Raw genomic sequence first — 17,605 nt, 5'->3', positions numbered from 1 at the left:
TAGGTTTCCTGCAAAACCCAAAAATTATACCTTATTTTGGAGAAGACTTGTCCCTATTTCATCCCCTTCAACCTCGGCATACAAGGGTTATGGGGTACTTCCAATAATTCTCGGTTGTATTGTGTATCATCATTGCATATATTGATTATAATATAAGAACATACGTTCTGTAAACAAGAACATGTCTGAATTCAAGGTTAAGGAAGTGAAAGTATGTCATCCTCCCCTTCCGCCCCATCCCCTGCGGATGAAGACCATCGTTTGATCAAAAGCATGGTGGTGCGCACCCTCCTGCTGGATGTGCTTGAACGGGATATTCGCACGTTGGATACGCTGCAGCTCAAAATGCCGGAAGTCTACATCCTGTCCCTGACACGCATTCAAAATAATGTACTCAAGGAAATGCTGACGCTTCGCAAACAGATGAGAACCCGTGGTGTCAAAGTTCTGGAGGAGAAACGACAAGTTGATGGAATTGAAACGCAGTATTTGTGCAGAGGATATGTGCAGCGATTCTATATGCTGTGGACGTTTGCGCGGAATGAAGTCAAAAAAGAACTTAGTCGGCATCTGGATATGGACCTGACGCAGACATGATGCAACCCTGACCATATTGGTTCCAGACCTGATTGAGCTGATTATAATCTGCCTCCCTACTTCCAAATATTCTGCTGCCCGTCTCCCTGCTTCCAAAGTAGGGAGACTATAAGTAGGCTCACTCCAATTCAGATTTCCGCTCCCCTTACGATCTTGACTCCTCTGACCTCGCTTCACCGGCTGAATCGACACCCTTCGCCTTAAATGAAACAAGTTGACCCGGGGAGACTGTGTTCATTAAGATGGAATAGAGATGTCCAACCATTTCAACCGATATGAACTAAAATTCATTCCTGCTAGCAAAACAAGCCTTCCCCTGTTAACGGCGGACAGACTTGTTCAGCAGGACCTGAGTTTAAACGGACCGCTCTCCATGTCTTATCAATCAAGGAGTTGTACATCATGGAGCTGAATTCAAATTCAAGTTCAAGTAAAAATTCACATGTAAATTCAATTTCAAATTCGCATTCACCAAATGATACACCCCGCCATCCACTCGTTGCCGCAGATGTCACCGAACTGATCGGCCAGACCCCCGCCGTCCGACTGAACCGACTCACAGGCAGCGACTCCGCTGATGTATACGTCAAGCTGGAGTACTTCAATCCAAGCGGCAGCGTCAAGGACCGCGCAGCGTACAACCTGATCGTTCAGGCTGAACTTGCGGGACACTTGCTCCCTGGTGCTACCATTATCGAACCAACGAGCGGCAATACCGGGATTGGTCTTGCGATGAATGCCGCCGCCAAAGGATATAAAGCCATTCTGATCATGCCGGACAATATGTCCAAGGAGCGCATCAACATTCTGAAAGCCTACGGCGCAGATGTGGTGCTCACCCCTGCTGCGGAGCGGATGCCAGGTGCGATTCGCAAAGCGAAAGAGCTTCAGGCCGACATTCCCGGCAGCTTCATTCCGCAGCAATTCGAGAATCCGGCGAACCCCGATATTCACCGGATCACAACGGCTCCCGAAATTATGCAGCAGATGGAAGGCAAGCTGGACGCCTTCATTGCGACTGCGGGAACGGGCGGAACCATTACCGGAACCGGGGAAGAATTGCGCAAGCAGTTACCCGATATTCGCATCTATGCGGTGGAGCCAAAAGGTTCTCCGGTGCTGTCCGGCGGCGAGCCTGGACCGCACAAGCTCGTCGGTACAAGTCCGGGGTTCATTCCGGACATCCTGAATACCGACGTATGGGATGCCATCATCCAGGTGTCCGATGAGGACGCACTGGATACGATGCGGCAGCTTGCTGCCCGGGAAGGGCTGCTGCTTGGCCCTTCCTCTGGGGCTTCGGTGTGGGCCGCCCTTCGCATCGCGAAGGAACTGGGGCCGGGGCACCGGGTGCTCTGCATTGCGCCGGATACCGGGGAACGGTATTTGAGCATGGGTATTTTTTAACAAAGAAAAACTCTTACACAAGTCAAAGGCTCCTCTCCAAAATGAGCGCTTGATCACAGCTGGACGTTGAATCCGCAGCGTACAAGTACTTACTCTGGAAAGGAGCCAGTTAAATATTCTAAATATGAATATGCACTAGTGAGTCAGGGTTGTCCATTCCACACCTTCAGGAAGCAGGGCCGCAATGCGGTCTTTGGCTTCCTTTTTGGTATACAGCGATTCATCGAGAATGACCGCAGAACCGGAATCCGTGCTTGTCCGAATCAGACGTCCGAGACCTTGCTTCACACGCAAGAGCATATACGGGAGATCGATCTCTTCGTAAGGTGCTGCCGACGCACTGCGTTTTGCATTGAAGACAGGGTCCTGAGGTGGATATGGAAGTGACCAGATCATGACATTGGATAATGACGGTCCTGGAACGTCCAGTCCTTCCCACAGATTGACGGAACACAGCACACTTTCCTCATCCTCCTGGAATGCGGCGATCAGGTCGCTGATCTCCCGATCTCCCTCATACATAAAGCGCAAACCCTCTGCTTCAGGAACCTGAACGATATCCTGCTTGAACGCACGCAGTTCTTCCATTGTACGGAACAAAATCAGTGCACGTCCTCCACTCTCCTGAAGTAACGACACCGCATCACGCAAGCGATTTTCGTTCTCCGGGTGACCCGGTATGGCTTCATCTGTAATTTTCATCTTCATTTTGTCCGCATAATCATATGGAGAAGCCACCGAGAATGATACAAAATCGTCAATGCCCAGGCTGTCCGCCACATAACGGAATGAGCTATCCACAGATAACGTTGCGGAGGAGAACACAATTGGAATACCGGTACTGAACACACGCTCGTTCAGCATTTCCTTCACGGTACGCGGCATGATCGATAAGGTCGTTTCGTCTTCGCTCTCTTCCGCCCAACAGATGTAACCATCTTCCTTACGGAACAGCGCGAGTGCAGTCTGGATCATGTCCAAATGCTCTTCCACGACACGCATCTGATAACCATCCAGCGAGAACAATCCACTCTCAAATACCAATTCTTCGCCGATCGCATCCAATACGTTGGTCAGCCGTTCAATCTCACGCAGCAGCGGCGGTTCTACCCGCACTTCTTTCCGTTCCGATCCGGGAATGGCTACCGTATACGTATCCAGCAGCGCAAACAACCGTTCACTGCTCTCAATCGCTTCATCCACACGCTCCGCGAGGGATTCACGAATCTCTCCTTCAAGCAGGCGAGTCACGAGTTCCTCGAAGATGCGGTGTTTCAGTTTGTAGCTCAGTGCGTTCAGGGCTGCTTCTTCCAGCAAATGTCCTTCATCAAATACAACCGAGCTGTGCTCTGGCAGCAGGGGCAGTTGTCCCTCGCGTTTGCGCGCATCGTAGGTCCAGACATGCTCCATGTAGTAATCATGGGAACAGATGATAATGTCTTTGGATCGACGGTAATGGTCACGCGACAGCGTCAGGCCGCAGCGTTGTCTTTTTGGACAAACAAAACAATCCTGGAACGGGTCCCAGTTGATTTTGTTCCACTGGCGATCATTCAGGTGCGGATACTGTTTGCGGTCACCATACGGATGGAAAGCCTGAAGTGTTCCCGGTGTATTCACGAAGTCTGGCAGGCTCTCATGCACCTCTTCGATCACCTGCGCGTCCTCGTCCGCAAATCGCACTGCACTTAATTTGTTCAGACAGACGTATTGATCCGGCGACTTGCCGAGACGTGCGTCCACTTCCAGATCCAGATGTGCAGCCAGCTTCGCAATATCTCCGCCAGGCTTCACGAGCTGTTCAATCAAGGACTCATCGGCACAGGCGATCACCGCCGGTTTGCCCGTATAACGTGCATAACAGACCGCGTAGAGCAGATAGACTAACGTCTTGCCTGTTCCGACACCAGCCTCCGCCATAATGGTCTTTTTATCTCCATAGGCCCGTTCGAGCTGGTACGCCATAAAAATCTGTTCATCCCGTACCTCGAAGCCGGACTCTGGCAAAATATCGTAAAAAACATCGGCTACCCATTCCCCGAGACGGGATACAAAAGGTTCAGCCGGATCATATGCAAAAGGATAACGTTGTGTAGACAATCCTAGGTCAGCCTCCATTCTTAGACGCGGTCCTCTTTCATTTTCCGTTCAAAAAAGGCCGCAGGGCAAAAGTTAATTATCTCACGTCATGACGTGAATGACAACATTTTTTTGACACCCTGAATGGAGGACGTATTTTTGAAGTCACAAATGCTCTCTTCCCCACCTTCATCGCAGGATACCGAGGTTGATTTTGGTGGATTAAGGGTGTGTTTGGGTGTCATCTATGGACAAAAGAGAGCCTTTTTACATTCATTTGGGAGGATGGATTGTTAAATGAGGGCGATGAACCGATGGCAGGATTATGTGCCACCTGTGCAATGCATGGCGTTAGAACCGGAGAAGCCTGCTACACCAGCTTGTACACCGATCTGAGCAAATGATTATTGATGATAACGTTTACAACATTTACCATGAAGCTGTGCTGTACAGATGATATCCATCCAACCGCAATGACTCACCCTATGGATTCACCTGTCCGGCATACAGCAACAATTCACGCATTCTATTTCCCATTAACCAAGGAGGTCTAGGTAATGAAGTTATTCCCATCTACATCCACTCATGTATCTGCACGATCTGCGCGTTCTCTGAAGGAAAGCTCCCTCAAATCAAAAATGGCCCATATCTGTCTGAGTGCTGCGTTCCCTCTATTATTGATTAGTGGTGGGTCGGTTGGTGCTGCGGAACTGATCGAGAGTAGCTTGCAAAATAATCCATCAGAAGCATCTGCTTCCTCAAGTGTGACACTTGCTGCGGATGATCTCTATGTCGCCCCTAACGGCTCGTCCAGCAATCCGGGAACACTCAACAGCCCTACGTCACTCGCTAACGCATTGACCCAGATCGCACCGGGCAAGACGATCTATCTACGCGGCGGTACTTATAGCTTCTCCCAGACCATCACCATTGAACGTGGCAACAGCGGCACATCGAGCCAACGCAAAAACCTGGTGGCGTATGGATCGGAAAAACCGGTCTTTGATTTCTCAACCCAAGCCTTCGCTTCCACCAATCGTGGACTGCAAATGTTCGGAGATTACTGGTTCGTCAAAGGGCTTGAGGTGAAGGGTGCAGGTGATAACGGCATCTTCATCGGGGGCAGCTACAACCGCCTGGAGCAGATCGAGGCTCATCACAACCGGGATACGGGTATTCAAATGGGACGTTATGCTTCCACAGCCGCCAAGAGTGAATGGCCTGCATATAATGAAGTGATTCGTTCGTATTCCCATGATAACTATGACCCGGATAATGGCGAGGATGCTGACGGTTTTGCAGCCAAACTGACCGTTGGCCCGGGCAACGTCTTCGACGGTTGTATTGCGGCCTATAACGTGGACGATGGCTGGGATCTGTATAGCAAAACGGACACAGGCGCCATTGGCGCGGTCACAATCCGTAACAGCATCGCCTACGCGAACGGTGCAACATCAGACGGCACCTCTACCTCCGACAGCGATGGCAACGGCTTCAAGCTCGGCGGCGAGAAAATTGCGGTGAATCATATCGTCGAGAACAGTATTGCTTTTAACAATAAAAAGCATGGCTTCACCTACAACAGCAATCCCGGTTCGATCCAGATGAAAAATAACACCTCCTGGAACAACGGGCAAAGCAACTTTGCCTTCGATGTAGGCACCCACATCTTCACCAACAACCTGTCCTTCCAAGGCGGCGCCAGTGACAAAACGAGCGGAACCGACGTCAGCAGCACCAACGTCTGGTGGAAGAACAAAAAAAGCGAGAACGCCAAAGGCCTGCTCGCCAGCGCAGCCGACTTTGTCTCCCTCGTGCCTTCGGTAACACGTAGCGCGGACGGAACGCCTGTCCTGGGCAATTTCCTCAAGCTTGCGAACGGCAGTGATTTGATTGGTTCAGGTACACCAGCGGGTACGAATATTGGGGCACGGTAGGTGGAAGATGGTAAAATAGAAGAGTAATTAAAAGCAAAATCCCCTTCCCCATTCCGCCTAAGCGGTGGTAATGGAGGAGGGGATTTTTGAATTGCTGTGTATTGTTTGCTGGCTTCTAGGTTGAAAGATACTCACGCTCACGTTTTGCCTAAAACCTCAATGATGAGTCTGCCGCCTGTGCGAAAACCTTGCTCAAACGCAGCTTCCACATACATGGACGTGAATTGTCCGATCAAGTCTATCAGTTGTTCCAGAGCATCGTATTCGTTCTCGGTAAGCTGTGTTTTGTAGTCCTGCATCAGGTCCGATATCTGGCGATTGATCTCCTGATACTCAGCTTGCTCAGGATGAATTGACTCGTCCAACCGCAGGTTCCCGTGAAACAAATCCTCGATCAGGTTTGATATGTTATCCTTCATGGTAAGGTCACCTCAGAAAGATTGTACATCAAGGGATGAGGTACCATGGGGATTTAGCGGGAAATCCGCTAGTGTTTTTTTCATTGAGTCGAAGTTAAAGTTAAACCATGCCTCAAACACTAAATGCAGCTTATCTTGCTGTAGTCAACGCATATATAGCAACGATGAACGAGGCGAGTTGGACATTCCAACGGCTATATTGATAAAGCTGGCTGATTATCATCAGACCAGTACAGATTATCTTTTGAATCGGACAGATGAAAGAAGACCATATCCATCAAATGATTCAGCTTGAGTTTTACAAACCCGCGGCTCAGTTCTTTCATGCTGGAAGCAATGCCAAAATAGTCCCTTGTAATGCATTCAGCTTTCAAATTTGCTATAGGCGTTTATCCATAAGAAACATCAAGCACAAGATCAAAATCTTTATAGATTAATGTTAGCGTACTAATATTTTTATATTGACCAAACCATTCTTCACAAGAACGAGGACAACTTCTTAACATATTGCCGAGATACAAGTCGATTCGTTTCTTTTCTCTCCTGAACCAAATTGTCGCAGGGTCAACAGGTACGATATCAACCACATCGTTACAGCGCTCGTTCAGAACCACTTCGCCAGCACAAGCTCCACGCACCATGATCATCGTCCGCTGAATTGTATCAAGCTTATTTAGCGACCTTCCATGCTGATAACTAGGTGAAGGAAGTGGAGTATCCAGTAAATTCTTGATTTCATCCAAAGACCTCTGCCCAATCTTATCGTAGTACCACTCTGCTTCTTTGCTGTAAATGTAAGCGGCATGTCACCCATGCGCAGAATGTTGTAGAGTGCATGTTAAATGTCAGGATGAACAGACACAAGGATCTCAAGCAAATCTTCTGCTGTATGATTTTGTAGTTTGGTCAGATCAATATTATGAGTACTCTGGTACTTTTTCGGGAGCCAATTGAATATATCCCATCCGTTTGACGATCTTGCTGAGGTCATCCTACCAAAACCCATCATCTGTCGCTTTACAGTAGCCGGAAGAACCGAATTCGCAAATGAATAAATGGCTTTATGATACCATTTCAAAGTTTCACCTCCAAACATAAAAATAGAAGGTAGGAAAAGTTTCCTTACCTTCTAAAGTGCTTCATACTTCTATGTATTTATAATAGCATCGACTTACTGTGACTATACTACGGATTTAATCATTCATAATGACAATGGCGTTGGTTCCAATCAACGGGTACCACATAACTAAACACCTCTATGCTGCGGTGAAGCTTTTCGTACCCCTAATCTCCTGGCTGAAGGCCAACACGGGGGTTGTAGACTGCTACATTAATCGGATCGATCGGCGCGATTCTGATGTTCATGTTCTCTACCTTCAATAGATGTTCAACAGATGAAGTAAACAAAAAAAGGATCAGCACGACGGCTAATCCTTCAAATGTCCACTATTCATTTAGAACTTGCATAGTTAACATTCTCAAGCCTGAGATTAAAGCGATCAATTTATAAATATCTTTTTTTTCCAATTAGAGGGTGTATCACGTCCATGCATCACCCAGTTCCTATTAATAATTGGAGGTCTACTCGTACTGAATTCGCTATATTTAAAAATCTTGCTTTTTAACAAGGTTAAAACAGAAGTGCTGATTGCATGCAAAAATGACTTTGGATCTTCATTACTATTAAGAAGAGTTTTCACATTGCTTATCAGTTCGCTCCCGATAGCAACCTTGTTGATAATGAAGTCTCTCTCCTGTGTATATTAGATCAAAATTATTCGACTCAAACTCATTCACAAAAAGCCTATCTATTTCATTTAAATTACCTACACTATCCGCTATCTTTCTATATGTACCAATTGGAAAATATGTTGACATACACCATCCACTCGCAGCGTTTTTTTTACACGCTTCTTTTATTTCGACAGCAAATGAGTCTGCTTCATTAAATTGAAGTGAACTACTCTCTATAAATTTTTCTACCTCTTCTAGATAAGCCTTTATCTCCTCAGAAAGAGGATAAGCTTTAACGGATAATTCTTCAGACATTTCTCGAAGTCTTTCAATCTTTAGTTTAATACTTTTATCAATTTTCCCATTTTCTTCATTTAATCTTTCCAAGTCTCTTCCGAATTTAGTTTTTACTTCATCGAAAATACTCTTACAACGAACTTCCCCCATCTCTTACATGAATTAAGTATAGCATGAATCTCAATGCCGTTGGGGTTGGTTCCCACGTTTGGGTGAGCATGTATGCATGCGCAAACTCACTCAGACGCTGTTCTCCACTCTTATATGGAATGGTTCCTGATTCGGACGTATCCATGGAAACAAGCTTAGATCAGCTCACATTCTGTCATAAAAGAGCAAAAGAAAACGCACCACAATGGGTGCTCATTCGAATTCAATCGCTGGTTTTATATTCAACTTCCGCATTTTAACTTTTTCGCGATCGACTTCTACAGCATAAATTTCTGCTGCTAAATCCTCTTCGAAAGGTATATGGACCACTAATTCCACTTGAAACCAAGGCGACTTGGATGAGAGTGCAATAAGCTCTGCCTTATTAGGTACTCGACTAAAATCATAGTAATCATTCTCCCAATCGTTATTATGGGCTCTATATGTGTGTACAAAAACTCTTGGCATGATTCACCACCTCCTCTGCACCAGCATTCGACATCAGGAGGGTTTTTCCTCTTTTATACAAACTGGCCTACTACAGAACGATTTCACTTCATCCCATCTACCCCACACAACCTTTTGCACTTCTCCCGCTGCTTTCTGGGTCGAGTTCGTTTCCATTTTCGTCTCATACTGCTAATCACTTCAATTCCTCCAATAAAAAAAGCCGATCCATGAAGGAACGACTTTAATGTGATATGTATGATGTTAGCGTTACGCCCTAAAAGCATCGCCCGAAACGGTCGCCGCAAAAACGCTGCGCTCTTTGCTTTAAATGCATATGTACTATGTAACTATAGAGGAAGAACAAGACCATTTTACTGATCATGTGAAAGAGCAGTCAACTTCAAAACTCCAACTCACTGCGCCAATCCTTATCATTCTCTTCCTCATCCTCTGTTTTACTCGTTAATTTCAGTTAGAAGGAAAAACAAATAGCTGAGCAACTGCCAGTAATGCAAATCCGATAATCAAAAGTTTAAATCCAAGTTGAGAGGACTGTTGACGATCTTTGTATTTTTCGAACATTTCATTTGATTCTTCTCGGGTGTGTGGAAAAGAATAATTATTTTCAAAACCAATCGTATCTCTCGGTGCTCCCCTGTAGGCATACCAGGAACCTATCCCGGAAATCACTATTCCAACCATATTAATTATCCAACTCACTAATGTCATGTGACCATCTCCTTTGTTTTAAATATATCTCAAACCGGAAGAAGGTCAAATAGAAAAGGCGAGAAGAGGAACGCCCCAGTCATATGCCGCTTCATGCAACTGTGCGTTTCATTCTCGCTCGATTTCCACAATACAAATATATCACTTCAAAAGTCTAACGAACTATCATCATTCGTTCATAAATCGTTCAATAAACAGTCACGTTATTGGGTTAACCGAGATCTGGAATGAGACCTTTCCAAACAAGATAATAGTACATAATTACAGTACAATATTTACATATATATACAAAACATAGAAATCAATGTTATTATATTCCTGTAACAACCATATTATATGAAAAGAGGTCTTATTCTATGAAAAAAGTTAAGCAACTGGGTATCGCATCGCTATCCGCACTCTTATTGTCCTCATTCACGCTCCCTGCTTTCGCAAGCGCTCAAGTTGCAAATGAAAGTTCAATTAATTCTGGTACACAAATTGAACTACCGACAGGCCCTATTGTCATAGACGCTAGAGTTGAGCTAGAGCTGAGACAAGTAGATTATGATGCTCTTTTCAGAACTGTTGGAGCTGAGCTTGGCATAAAATCAACTGCAGGCGATGTTACTACGCAGGGATGGAAAACAAAACTTGCTAAAGAAGTAGCTAAAGATTTGACTGCTAAACTTAAGAACGTTGGTTCACGTGCTTGGAATGCAACGATTAGTGAGTATGTAGATAAATTACCAGTAACAGATGGTGCAAAAGCAACTCTGAAATTATATCTCGGATACCAAACTTTATTGACAGCTTTGGATTGGATGATAGACTTTACAGGTACCGCTGAAGATGGTTTATCTTATGGTTTACAACAAGTTGGACTGCCTGCATGGTTGGCTGATTTTGCATCTAAAGCTATTGTATTTTTCTTGCTCTAATATCAAATCAAGAAGGTGAAACTGAACATGTACTTACTAGCTTTGATTGTACTCATTATTACAGGTTTAGTGTCAGCGACTGATATTTTGTTTGATATAAAAGAGTTCGGTGAAGGAACAACTTGGTTAGTTAAAATTTCGCAAATGTTCTTTTGGTTATCATTATTGTTTTTTGTATTTAAAATGCCTACTAAAAAGAAATGACAATCGACACTGGGTAAACAATACTTAGGACATCTAATAAACTTTCCATAGCAGCGATATTTTGAATTTATTAAAAAAGCAGGGTAGACTGGTTAACTCATCAGTTCTACTCTGCTTCTTTAATTGAATCAACAAACGACTTCCTTTGCTTGGTCTTTTATGACTTCTAAGCCCAGTGCAGTTGCAAGTATACTCAATGCCTCAAGCTTAATTCTTCTAAACGTACTTTCGCTGATTCCCATCTCTCCGCAGCTAATATAATCGAACTCCCCCTCATTATCCAGGTAACTACGCTGAATAACTTCACGTGGCGAACTTGAAAGTCTGTTCATTACAATTTCAAGTACTTCATCCATCCCAATGAGTTCTGCTTCTCTGTCCACATTATATATAGCAATTTTCTCCGTTAGCTAGCTGATCGCATTTGTAGATCGGTGTAAACATATGCCAGCGTGATTGCTGCCTCCCATCTCACGAAACTGATCTGCCGGTACTGCCGAACAATCTCCAGATACTCCTACACAGCGCAGCAGGTAGCTTTCTCGTCAATCGGCAGATGTTAAAAGCATGTTTTTGTGAGTTGTTTTTTCTTGGCTTCCTCATCTAACTTTGGGTAAAAGCAATTAATTTCATTTTACCTTTTTACTGATACACTTCCTATAGACGGAAGCATTATAGCCTGAGGTGCTCCCAGCAAATATTCACCAAAGGTGAGAACAAATGCGTCAGCTCTATCGGGTGACTTTAGACCAGGTTTTTTCATGTCTTTCTTGCTTTCAAGAAGTATTTTCCCCTTACTGGTCATTGACCATTTTCTTGTGGTCAATTGGGTTATAATTAATATTCAGCGTTGTATACAGGAACTCTCCTTCATTTGTATACGTCTTATTGTTATAAAAATAGAGAGCTGCCTCCGAATGAAAAGCTGCAACAATAGTATCAGCTAGAAGCTGCTCTGGAGAATATTTATCTTTCTTTGTTAGGATAACCGCTGAAGTTCCCATTTTCATTTCTCCCTATTCCGAAGTGCAGTTTATCTAGTGAGACCACATTCTATGCAAGTTCGAGCATAAAATCTATTCCTTACTCAAACTATTATCTTGCAACCACTTTATAGCTTCTTCACCCACCAGAATATTTGGCTGTTCTGGCGTGCCGATATTGATGCTTTTTATAAAGGCTTCTTCTATTCCCCTAAGCCCTGTTAAGTTAGCTCCGAGCAACAAAGTTCCTTTAAACGATGCTGAACTGACATCTGCATAATTCATATTAACATTGCGAAAATCTGTAAGGTACAGAGAACTGGAAATTAGCATGGCGTTTGTCAAGTTTGTATTTGTAAACACGGCCTCAGAAAGATCCGCTTTGGCAAACCTTGTACCTTGGGCATCTGCATCTGTAAAATTGGTATAAGACAAATCCGCCTTATAGAAATCAGCATTTACTATGTTGCTGTCAGTAAAGCTGGACGAACATAACAATGATGATGACATGTCCATATGTTTTAAGTTCATGCCATCAAAAGCACATTCGGTCAAATAAGCCTGATCCAAAGGATCTCCCGATAAATCGATATGACGAAAGTCTATTTCATCTACACTGCACCATATCTAATCACCCTGACGTCTTTCTATTTTTCTGGAATTTTTGAAAAGAGAGCAACAGAAAAAAATCTCCAAGCTCAACATTAATCGTTTCTAATAAACGATCAGCATGGTCAACGATCTTTTGCGATTATTGACTCTCAACCTCACTGACCTCAATATATTTTTTGTTTATCCACTCTAATGCTAATTCCGCTTCTTCTTTCAAGATAACACCTCGCTGGCTTTTATACTGAAAGTTCTCTTTTGCCCATACCAATAGTATCTTTACATAGTCTAACGTCTCAATTTCACATGTACTGTCCTCTTCATCTTCTTCTGCAAAGATATCTTCAAAAGTTGTAAAAGACTTGTCAGATTTTATTAAGTTCACATTCCCTCCACCTTCATATAACGTTATTTCCCCTTTCAGTAATTCGATTAAGTTTCCGATCTCTTCCTGGATCGTGGCGAAGTCTCCAAATATATCCGATCCCAAAGAATTACTAATCAGATAACCATTCTTTAACGATGAATCGATGCCTAGGTCCACGATAACTTCGTTGAAATCTTCTTTATATTCGATTGTATACCTATATTTAATCATGTTCGTATCTCCAATCTTCTTAATGTTTTAGAGATAAAAACTTCATCCTATCTTTTATGTAGGTATATAATATTTACGAGGAGGTTCATTATGAAAAAATAATGCTTTTCATCTTAATTAGTATGATTGTACTTCCTGGTTGTTCTAACCAGGACGAGAAAGAGAATTATCCAATTTATGAGGGTACTGTAGTATTTAAAACAGATGAAAATGACAAGTACAAATTTCTTGTTCTTCAACATATAAGTAAGGAAAATTTGGAAAATGGACATCTTGAGGATTTTATAAAACTAGCACAAGACCAGGAAGCTTCGTATTATTTTGTCGATAAAGAGAATTATGAGGCAATTGAAGTAGGGCAACGCGTAAAAATCACTGCTGACTTTAACCAACAAGAATCCTTGCCACCCATTAGAACGGTTGTGAGTATTGAAAAAATCAATGAATAATTTACTCATTAGAGAAAATCCCCCGCAATAACTTCACAAATTAAAAAAAAGAGCCATTATAATTTAAAACCGAAATCCAAGACTAAGGGGGATTATCATGGTTCTTTTTACTCAATAACACACTTTGTTCACCAAGCCGCTGTTCGTTTCATGATGCCAACACATTCTGAACATTCGTTGTTCTTCGCAAATGATCTATGTTTCACAATCAGTGAGTTAAGAATGTAAATCCAATCTTTTTTCACCACATCTAATAATTTATAAATCTCCTGTTTATCATCTGGAGGCTTCCCAATAAAACACACTTTCTGATCACCAGTGTATTCTTGCTCTTCTGGCATAGGATAGGATGAAAACTGTTTTGCATAACAGTTCATTCGTCAGAGCCTCAAAAAAATATACCCTCGAAAGTGAGATAACCAACCGCGATCTGCATTGCTTTACGATTCAAATGTTGTTTTATCTGGAAATTGTCCATTTTCACGATAGAGACATCTTGCCAACCTTTGAGCCGCTCTATCGAAATAAAACTTCGACTCGTTATTGGCGTTTACTACTGGCACCACTTCTTGAATGGTTTCCTTCTTTTTATTTAGTTCAATCTTTCCCATGACATGTTCATTTGGACCAAAACGATAAATAACCTTTTCATCATCTTCATAATCTTTCAACAATAATACAAATGAAGCCATTACATTCCCTCCTATGGCATCGAAATTCATTATTCTCCTCAGGAGGAGCATACCGATCCCTATGGGTTCATCCTTGAATTTAACAAATAAAGGATATTAAATCATTTTACTGTAACGAGTTGAGATGATGTCTGTGCATTTATTTATTCCCGAAGTCTTTGGTCCCCTCAATCTTTTGAGCAAAATCACAAGCATTTTGAAAGTCTTCTTTCGTGTAAAGTTTGGTTAAAGCATTCGCCTCTTCCTGCCAATCGGGACCATATTGTAAAAGATAATCCGCAAACCATTCATAGTTGGACGAGTTAGTTGGATTCAACAGGATCAATCTTTGATACATCTTCGTCACACAGGGGATCGGCAGAAAGAATTGTGTAAGCTCATAATTAATCGCTTCTAGTAAATGATCAGAGTCGTTCGTATGATCTATCTCGGATATGAGTTGGTTAGACAAAGAGTATACAGTCGCTCTCATCGTTTTCAATTCTTCCTGATCAAATTTCGACCAATCCTGATCAATCAACTTATGCAGCTGTTCTACTATCTTTTGTATAGTCAAGGTTTATGTTCCCTTCATATTTTATTTGGGATAATAGGTAGAAACCCTTAAAGTTCCATCTGGCGTTTGTGTTACGGTATAGCCCATCGTTTTCCCATTCACTTGGATCGTTCGTTCAATGGTTTTAGGGGGTCTGGGGAAATCAATGTTAGCCTTATTGGCTAACTGCATATCTTTAAGTATAACGGATTCAATCTGATCCATAGTGCCAATTCTTGAGCATTGCCTGTTCCATGTCCACTCCCACGATAACCATGTCCACTGTTTATTTCCACTTTGGTTCCTTCTACTTGGAATGTGCGTTTTAGAGCGTCACCTTCACCTTTAGTTCCACTTGGTTGCAGTTTAATTTCACCCCTCACACCTGAATCTTGATTCGCTTTCCTCGTTTCAGCCGCTTCCAAATTCTTTTTAATCTTCGCCACAGCTGGATGAGAAGAATGCAACCGAAACGGCCCTTTGCGACCCGGCATACTCCCGCGAACCATCTGAAATGCCATAAATAGCTGGCTGAACTTTAGAGAAGTCAACATTATCTGAGCATACTTATCGGATACAGGCTCGCCTGTGTATGGATGGACTCCCTTTTCCAAGGCTGTAATCTGCATCGCATAAATATCTTCCTCTGGCACTTCAGCATTCACTGCTTGCATCTTCAATAATAAAATCAAAAAGTTTGAAAAGACTCAAAAGTGAACAAGTCAGCCCATTCATGGACCGACTTGTTCATTACACTTCAAAAAATTCAATTGGTGGGAAAGCAAGGCGTTCAACCCGCTATTAGGGAGATACGCTCCCCGCGCCGCTATTTCTCTTGCTCTGTTTTTGTAGTCGGCAATTGAATCATTGGAGTGTTTGATCCACTTACATACGGGAGTGCGCCATCCCATTTCTTGATGGTCTCATATTGAACAAGTTGGCTTGATAAGGATTGTTGAAGCTCTTTATTTGCTTTAGCTTGACCTTCTGCTTCGATCAATAGTTTGTCTGCATTACCTTGTGCTTCTACGCGCTTACGATCTGCTTCTTTCTTGGCGATCTCAAGCTCAGTCGTTTTACGTTCCAGCTCTTGAGAGGCTTCAACACGCTTATCGATTGCTTCCTGAGTCTTGGCGTCAGGTTGAGGAACACCTACGGTAACGTTTGATACAATGAAGCCTAACTCTTTAACGTCATCAGAAAAACGTTGTTGGACGTCCACTCCTGCTTCGGATGACTTTTCACCATAAACATCAATTACTGTAAATTTAGAGATCCCTTTACGAGCTGCATCACGGAAACGTGTTTTGAGATATGTATCCTCAATTTCTTGAATGCTAATTGGCCCAAATGTATTGAAAATGGAAGATACTTTACTTGGTTCTACTTGATAGTTGTAAGCAAAATCGATTGTGATGTTTTTCCCGTCAGAAGTCGCAATCTGAATATCTTTGTATTCAACCGTTTGAATTCGGATAGGATATTTGGTCACTTTATCAAACGCTCCAACGAGTTTCCATCCTTGACTCAATGTACTATCTTTTACGCCTCCATTTGGTGAATACACGACCCCAACATACCCATTAGGAATTCGTGTTACAAAGAAGGTCACCAGTAATACTCCCACAATAATAACTAATGCAACCGTAATTGCCCCTACTCTAAACGTCTTTGAATTTTTCATCTACATTCTCCTCTTGATTGAATTTATTGTATTTTTTCAAAATTCTACTACCTATTTTATTGAATAGCGGGGACATTAATGACCATAGAATAAAAGCTAGGATAAAGATTAAAATGATTCCCCCAATAAATGGCATATTCGTCCTCCTTCGTAAAATGCTGTGGCTTCATCTACATCTCTTTAAAGTTTACTTCTCCGTTCATCCAAATTATAACTAATAATTTATATCTTTCTTTATATATACTTTATAAATTGCGATTCGGTTTCAATGATATCCAGCGCCGCTTCTTGCAGCCCTAGAATTTCTACATCGAACAGGGATATGCGATCCGGCTTGTTTTACGGCTTGTGAGCATCCCAAGATCGAACTACTATGAGGTAAAGTAGCAAAGAAAATGGTGAGTGTGGGACGTTCTGTAGCCGGTGATTCCTATCCAGAAAGTGGCGTACGTGTGGCCGATGCTGCCTTATTGTCATACAAAAAAGAGCCATCAAATTATTTGATGGCATCTTCGAACGCGTAACCTATAAGTTCAACATTAATCGTTTCTAATTCTTCATGGTCAAATTTCGACCAATCCTGATCGATCAACTGATGGAGCCGTTCCACTGTCTTTTGTAAAATCAAGGTTGATACCACCTTCATATTTTTAAAAATCCCCAAGATTATAATTAGCAGCACTGATCTTCAACGAAACAAGCATTCAAACCGAACTCCAGGCGATTATTTCACGAAAAATATTTTCCTGAATGCAAATCTTCTATTTCTTGAGAGAGTTTTTTAGTATGCGGCTTCATATAACTTTGGGCTTTTTGCAAAATATCCGTATGTCCACCAAGATTATACAATATTGTAGTAGATAACACTTGTACAAAATAAAGATTCGTTTGAGTCGCCATCCATTCAAAAAAACTGAAGAACGTTTCAATTTGTTCTATGTTATCATTTTCACGAAGCAATTCTTCAACATAAGTAGACACTTCATCACCAAAAAACACATGTCCTAGAAACTCTTGATTAAATTCCATATGTTCTATATAACGATCGTGGAATTCAGGGAACAGTCTTAGGAATTGTTTTATTAAAATGTCTTTATCCATTTTTCCAGCCTCCTCCATTCTGTTAAAATCA

25 protein-coding genes are annotated in these 17,605 nt (G+C 42.5%); 6 read left to right on the top strand and 19 right to left on the bottom strand.

Annotated features, from left to right (window positions below; genetic code table 11):
• The first annotated feature begins 213 nt into the window (after positions 1 to 213).
• Together PPA03S_RS16090 and cysK are read left to right on the top strand one after the other, a co-directional pair.
• Complete coding sequence (locus PPA03S_RS16090) at positions 214 to 597, top strand: YhjD family protein (protein ID WP_062324316.1); 384 nt, start codon at positions 214 to 216, stop codon at positions 595 to 597.
• Between the two features lie 402 nt (positions 598 to 999).
• Complete coding sequence (gene cysK / locus PPA03S_RS16085; protein WP_245683638.1) at positions 1,000 to 2,004, top strand: cysteine synthase A; 1,005 nt, start codon at positions 1,000 to 1,002, stop codon at positions 2,002 to 2,004.
• Positions 2,005 to 2,139: 135 nt separating this feature from the next.
• Here cysK and PPA03S_RS16080 read toward each other — a convergent pair whose 3' ends face one another.
• A complete protein-coding gene (locus PPA03S_RS16080) occupies positions 2,140 to 4,122 on the bottom strand; it encodes an ATP-dependent DNA helicase (protein WP_062324315.1) in 1,983 nt (660 codons plus the stop codon).
• Between the two features lie 518 nt (positions 4,123 to 4,640).
• Here PPA03S_RS16080 and PPA03S_RS16075 point away from each other — a divergent pair.
• Positions 4,641 to 6,020: a right-handed parallel beta-helix repeat-containing protein gene (locus tag PPA03S_RS16075; RefSeq protein ID WP_157284196.1), complete on the top strand. Its 1,380-nt coding sequence runs from the start codon at positions 4,641 to 4,643 to the stop codon at positions 6,018 to 6,020.
• 137 nt (positions 6,021 to 6,157) lie between these two features.
• Here PPA03S_RS16075 and PPA03S_RS16070 read toward each other — a convergent pair whose 3' ends face one another.
• The 6 genes from PPA03S_RS16070 to PPA03S_RS16045 all read right to left on the bottom strand — a co-directional run bounded on the left by PPA03S_RS16070 (position 6,158) and on the right by PPA03S_RS16045 (position 9,799).
• On the bottom strand, positions 6,158 to 6,439 hold the full coding sequence (locus PPA03S_RS16070; protein ID WP_062324314.1) for a DUF6809 family protein: 282 nt from the start codon (positions 6,437 to 6,439) through the stop codon (positions 6,158 to 6,160).
• A 194-nt stretch (positions 6,440 to 6,633) separates the two neighbouring features.
• Complete coding sequence (locus PPA03S_RS34270; protein ID WP_281189062.1) at positions 6,634 to 6,765, bottom strand: hypothetical protein; 132 nt, start codon at positions 6,763 to 6,765, stop codon at positions 6,634 to 6,636.
• Positions 6,766 to 6,828: 63 nt separating this feature from the next.
• Positions 6,829 to 7,182, bottom strand: a complete 354-nt coding sequence (locus PPA03S_RS33570; RefSeq protein WP_174532140.1) for a hypothetical protein — start codon at positions 7,180 to 7,182, stop codon at positions 6,829 to 6,831.
• 940 nt (positions 7,183 to 8,122) lie between these two features.
• Positions 8,123 to 8,620: a hypothetical protein gene (locus PPA03S_RS16055; protein ID WP_062324311.1), complete on the bottom strand. Its 498-nt coding sequence runs from the start codon at positions 8,618 to 8,620 to the stop codon at positions 8,123 to 8,125.
• 213 nt (positions 8,621 to 8,833) lie between these two features.
• Entirely contained in the window at positions 8,834 to 9,088 is a 255-nt protein-coding gene (locus PPA03S_RS16050) for a hypothetical protein (protein ID WP_062324310.1), read from the bottom strand.
• Between the two features lie 450 nt (positions 9,089 to 9,538).
• Positions 9,539 to 9,799, bottom strand: coding sequence for a hypothetical protein (locus tag PPA03S_RS16045; protein WP_062324309.1), 261 nt, complete (start codon positions 9,797 to 9,799; stop codon positions 9,539 to 9,541).
• Between the two features lie 356 nt (positions 9,800 to 10,155).
• On the opposite strand from PPA03S_RS16045, the gene PPA03S_RS16040 reads away from it, so the two are divergent.
• A complete protein-coding gene (locus PPA03S_RS16040; protein WP_062324308.1) occupies positions 10,156 to 10,719 on the top strand; it encodes a hypothetical protein in 564 nt (187 codons plus the stop codon).
• Between the two features lie 27 nt (positions 10,720 to 10,746).
• The gene (locus tag PPA03S_RS32915; RefSeq protein ID WP_157284192.1) at positions 10,747 to 10,923 is read left to right on the top strand and encodes a hypothetical protein; all 177 of its coding nucleotides are present in this window, start codon (positions 10,747 to 10,749) and stop codon (positions 10,921 to 10,923) included.
• A 128-nt stretch (positions 10,924 to 11,051) separates the two neighbouring features.
• Here PPA03S_RS32915 and PPA03S_RS33955 read toward each other — a convergent pair whose 3' ends face one another.
• The 4 genes from PPA03S_RS33955 to PPA03S_RS16020 all read right to left on the bottom strand — a co-directional run bounded on the left by PPA03S_RS33955 (position 11,052) and on the right by PPA03S_RS16020 (position 13,113).
• The gene (locus PPA03S_RS33955; RefSeq protein WP_245683637.1) at positions 11,052 to 11,306 is read right to left on the bottom strand and encodes an ArpU family phage packaging/lysis transcriptional regulator; all 255 of its coding nucleotides are present in this window, start codon (positions 11,304 to 11,306) and stop codon (positions 11,052 to 11,054) included.
• Between the two features lie 411 nt (positions 11,307 to 11,717).
• Entirely contained in the window at positions 11,718 to 11,927 is a 210-nt protein-coding gene (locus PPA03S_RS16030; protein ID WP_062324307.1) for a hypothetical protein, read from the bottom strand.
• Positions 11,928 to 11,999: 72 nt separating this feature from the next.
• Entirely contained in the window at positions 12,000 to 12,476 is a 477-nt protein-coding gene (locus tag PPA03S_RS16025; protein WP_062324306.1) for a pentapeptide repeat-containing protein, read from the bottom strand.
• Between the two features lie 181 nt (positions 12,477 to 12,657).
• Positions 12,658 to 13,113 carry a hypothetical protein gene (locus PPA03S_RS16020; protein WP_062324305.1) on the bottom strand — a complete coding sequence of 152 codons (456 nt, stop codon included), beginning with the start codon at positions 13,111 to 13,113 and terminating at the stop codon, positions 12,658 to 12,660.
• 101 nt (positions 13,114 to 13,214) lie between these two features.
• Here PPA03S_RS16020 and PPA03S_RS16015 point away from each other — a divergent pair, with 101 nt between their 5' ends.
• On the top strand, positions 13,215 to 13,562 hold the full coding sequence (locus tag PPA03S_RS16015) for a DUF3221 domain-containing protein (protein WP_062324304.1): 348 nt from the start codon (positions 13,215 to 13,217) through the stop codon (positions 13,560 to 13,562).
• A gap of 128 nt (positions 13,563 to 13,690) precedes the next feature.
• Here PPA03S_RS16015 and PPA03S_RS16010 read toward each other — a convergent pair whose 3' ends face one another.
• The 8 genes from PPA03S_RS16010 to PPA03S_RS15985 form a co-directional block, all read right to left on the bottom strand.
• Positions 13,691 to 13,903, bottom strand: coding sequence for a hypothetical protein (locus PPA03S_RS16010; protein ID WP_167666051.1), 213 nt, complete (start codon positions 13,901 to 13,903; stop codon positions 13,691 to 13,693).
• Positions 13,904 to 14,002: 99 nt separating this feature from the next.
• Positions 14,003 to 14,254 (bottom strand): hypothetical protein, encoded by a 252-nt coding sequence (locus PPA03S_RS16005; protein ID WP_062324302.1) that lies wholly within the window; start codon positions 14,252 to 14,254, stop codon positions 14,003 to 14,005.
• A gap of 139 nt (positions 14,255 to 14,393) precedes the next feature.
• The gene (locus tag PPA03S_RS16000; RefSeq protein ID WP_062324301.1) at positions 14,394 to 14,810 is read right to left on the bottom strand and encodes a hypothetical protein; all 417 of its coding nucleotides are present in this window, start codon (positions 14,808 to 14,810) and stop codon (positions 14,394 to 14,396) included.
• Positions 14,811 to 14,971: 161 nt separating this feature from the next.
• Positions 14,972 to 15,469 (bottom strand): hypothetical protein, encoded by a 498-nt coding sequence (locus tag PPA03S_RS15995; protein WP_167666050.1) that lies wholly within the window; start codon positions 15,467 to 15,469, stop codon positions 14,972 to 14,974.
• A gap of 146 nt (positions 15,470 to 15,615) precedes the next feature.
• Positions 15,616 to 16,473 (bottom strand): prohibitin family protein, encoded by an 858-nt coding sequence (locus PPA03S_RS15990; protein WP_062324299.1) that lies wholly within the window; start codon positions 16,471 to 16,473, stop codon positions 15,616 to 15,618.
• On the bottom strand, positions 16,451 to 16,549 hold the full coding sequence (locus PPA03S_RS34550; protein ID WP_501193428.1) for a hypothetical protein: 99 nt from the start codon (positions 16,547 to 16,549) through the stop codon (positions 16,451 to 16,453). Before PPA03S_RS34550 ends, PPA03S_RS15990 begins: the two co-directional genes overlap by 23 nt.
• A gap of 420 nt (positions 16,550 to 16,969) precedes the next feature.
• Complete coding sequence (locus PPA03S_RS34265; RefSeq protein WP_281189061.1) at positions 16,970 to 17,101, bottom strand: hypothetical protein; 132 nt, start codon at positions 17,099 to 17,101, stop codon at positions 16,970 to 16,972.
• A 101-nt stretch (positions 17,102 to 17,202) separates the two neighbouring features.
• Positions 17,203 to 17,574: a DUF7674 family protein gene (locus PPA03S_RS15985; protein WP_062324298.1), complete on the bottom strand. Its 372-nt coding sequence runs from the start codon at positions 17,572 to 17,574 to the stop codon at positions 17,203 to 17,205.
• Positions 17,575 to 17,605: the final 31 nt, after the last annotated feature.

Origin of the sequence: Paenibacillus pabuli NBRC 13638 (genome assembly GCF_001514495.1) — a bacterium.
Classification (GTDB): Bacteria; Bacillota; Bacilli; order Paenibacillales; family Paenibacillaceae; genus Paenibacillus; species Paenibacillus pabuli.
This window is presented reverse-complemented; position numbering and strand designations above follow the sequence as displayed.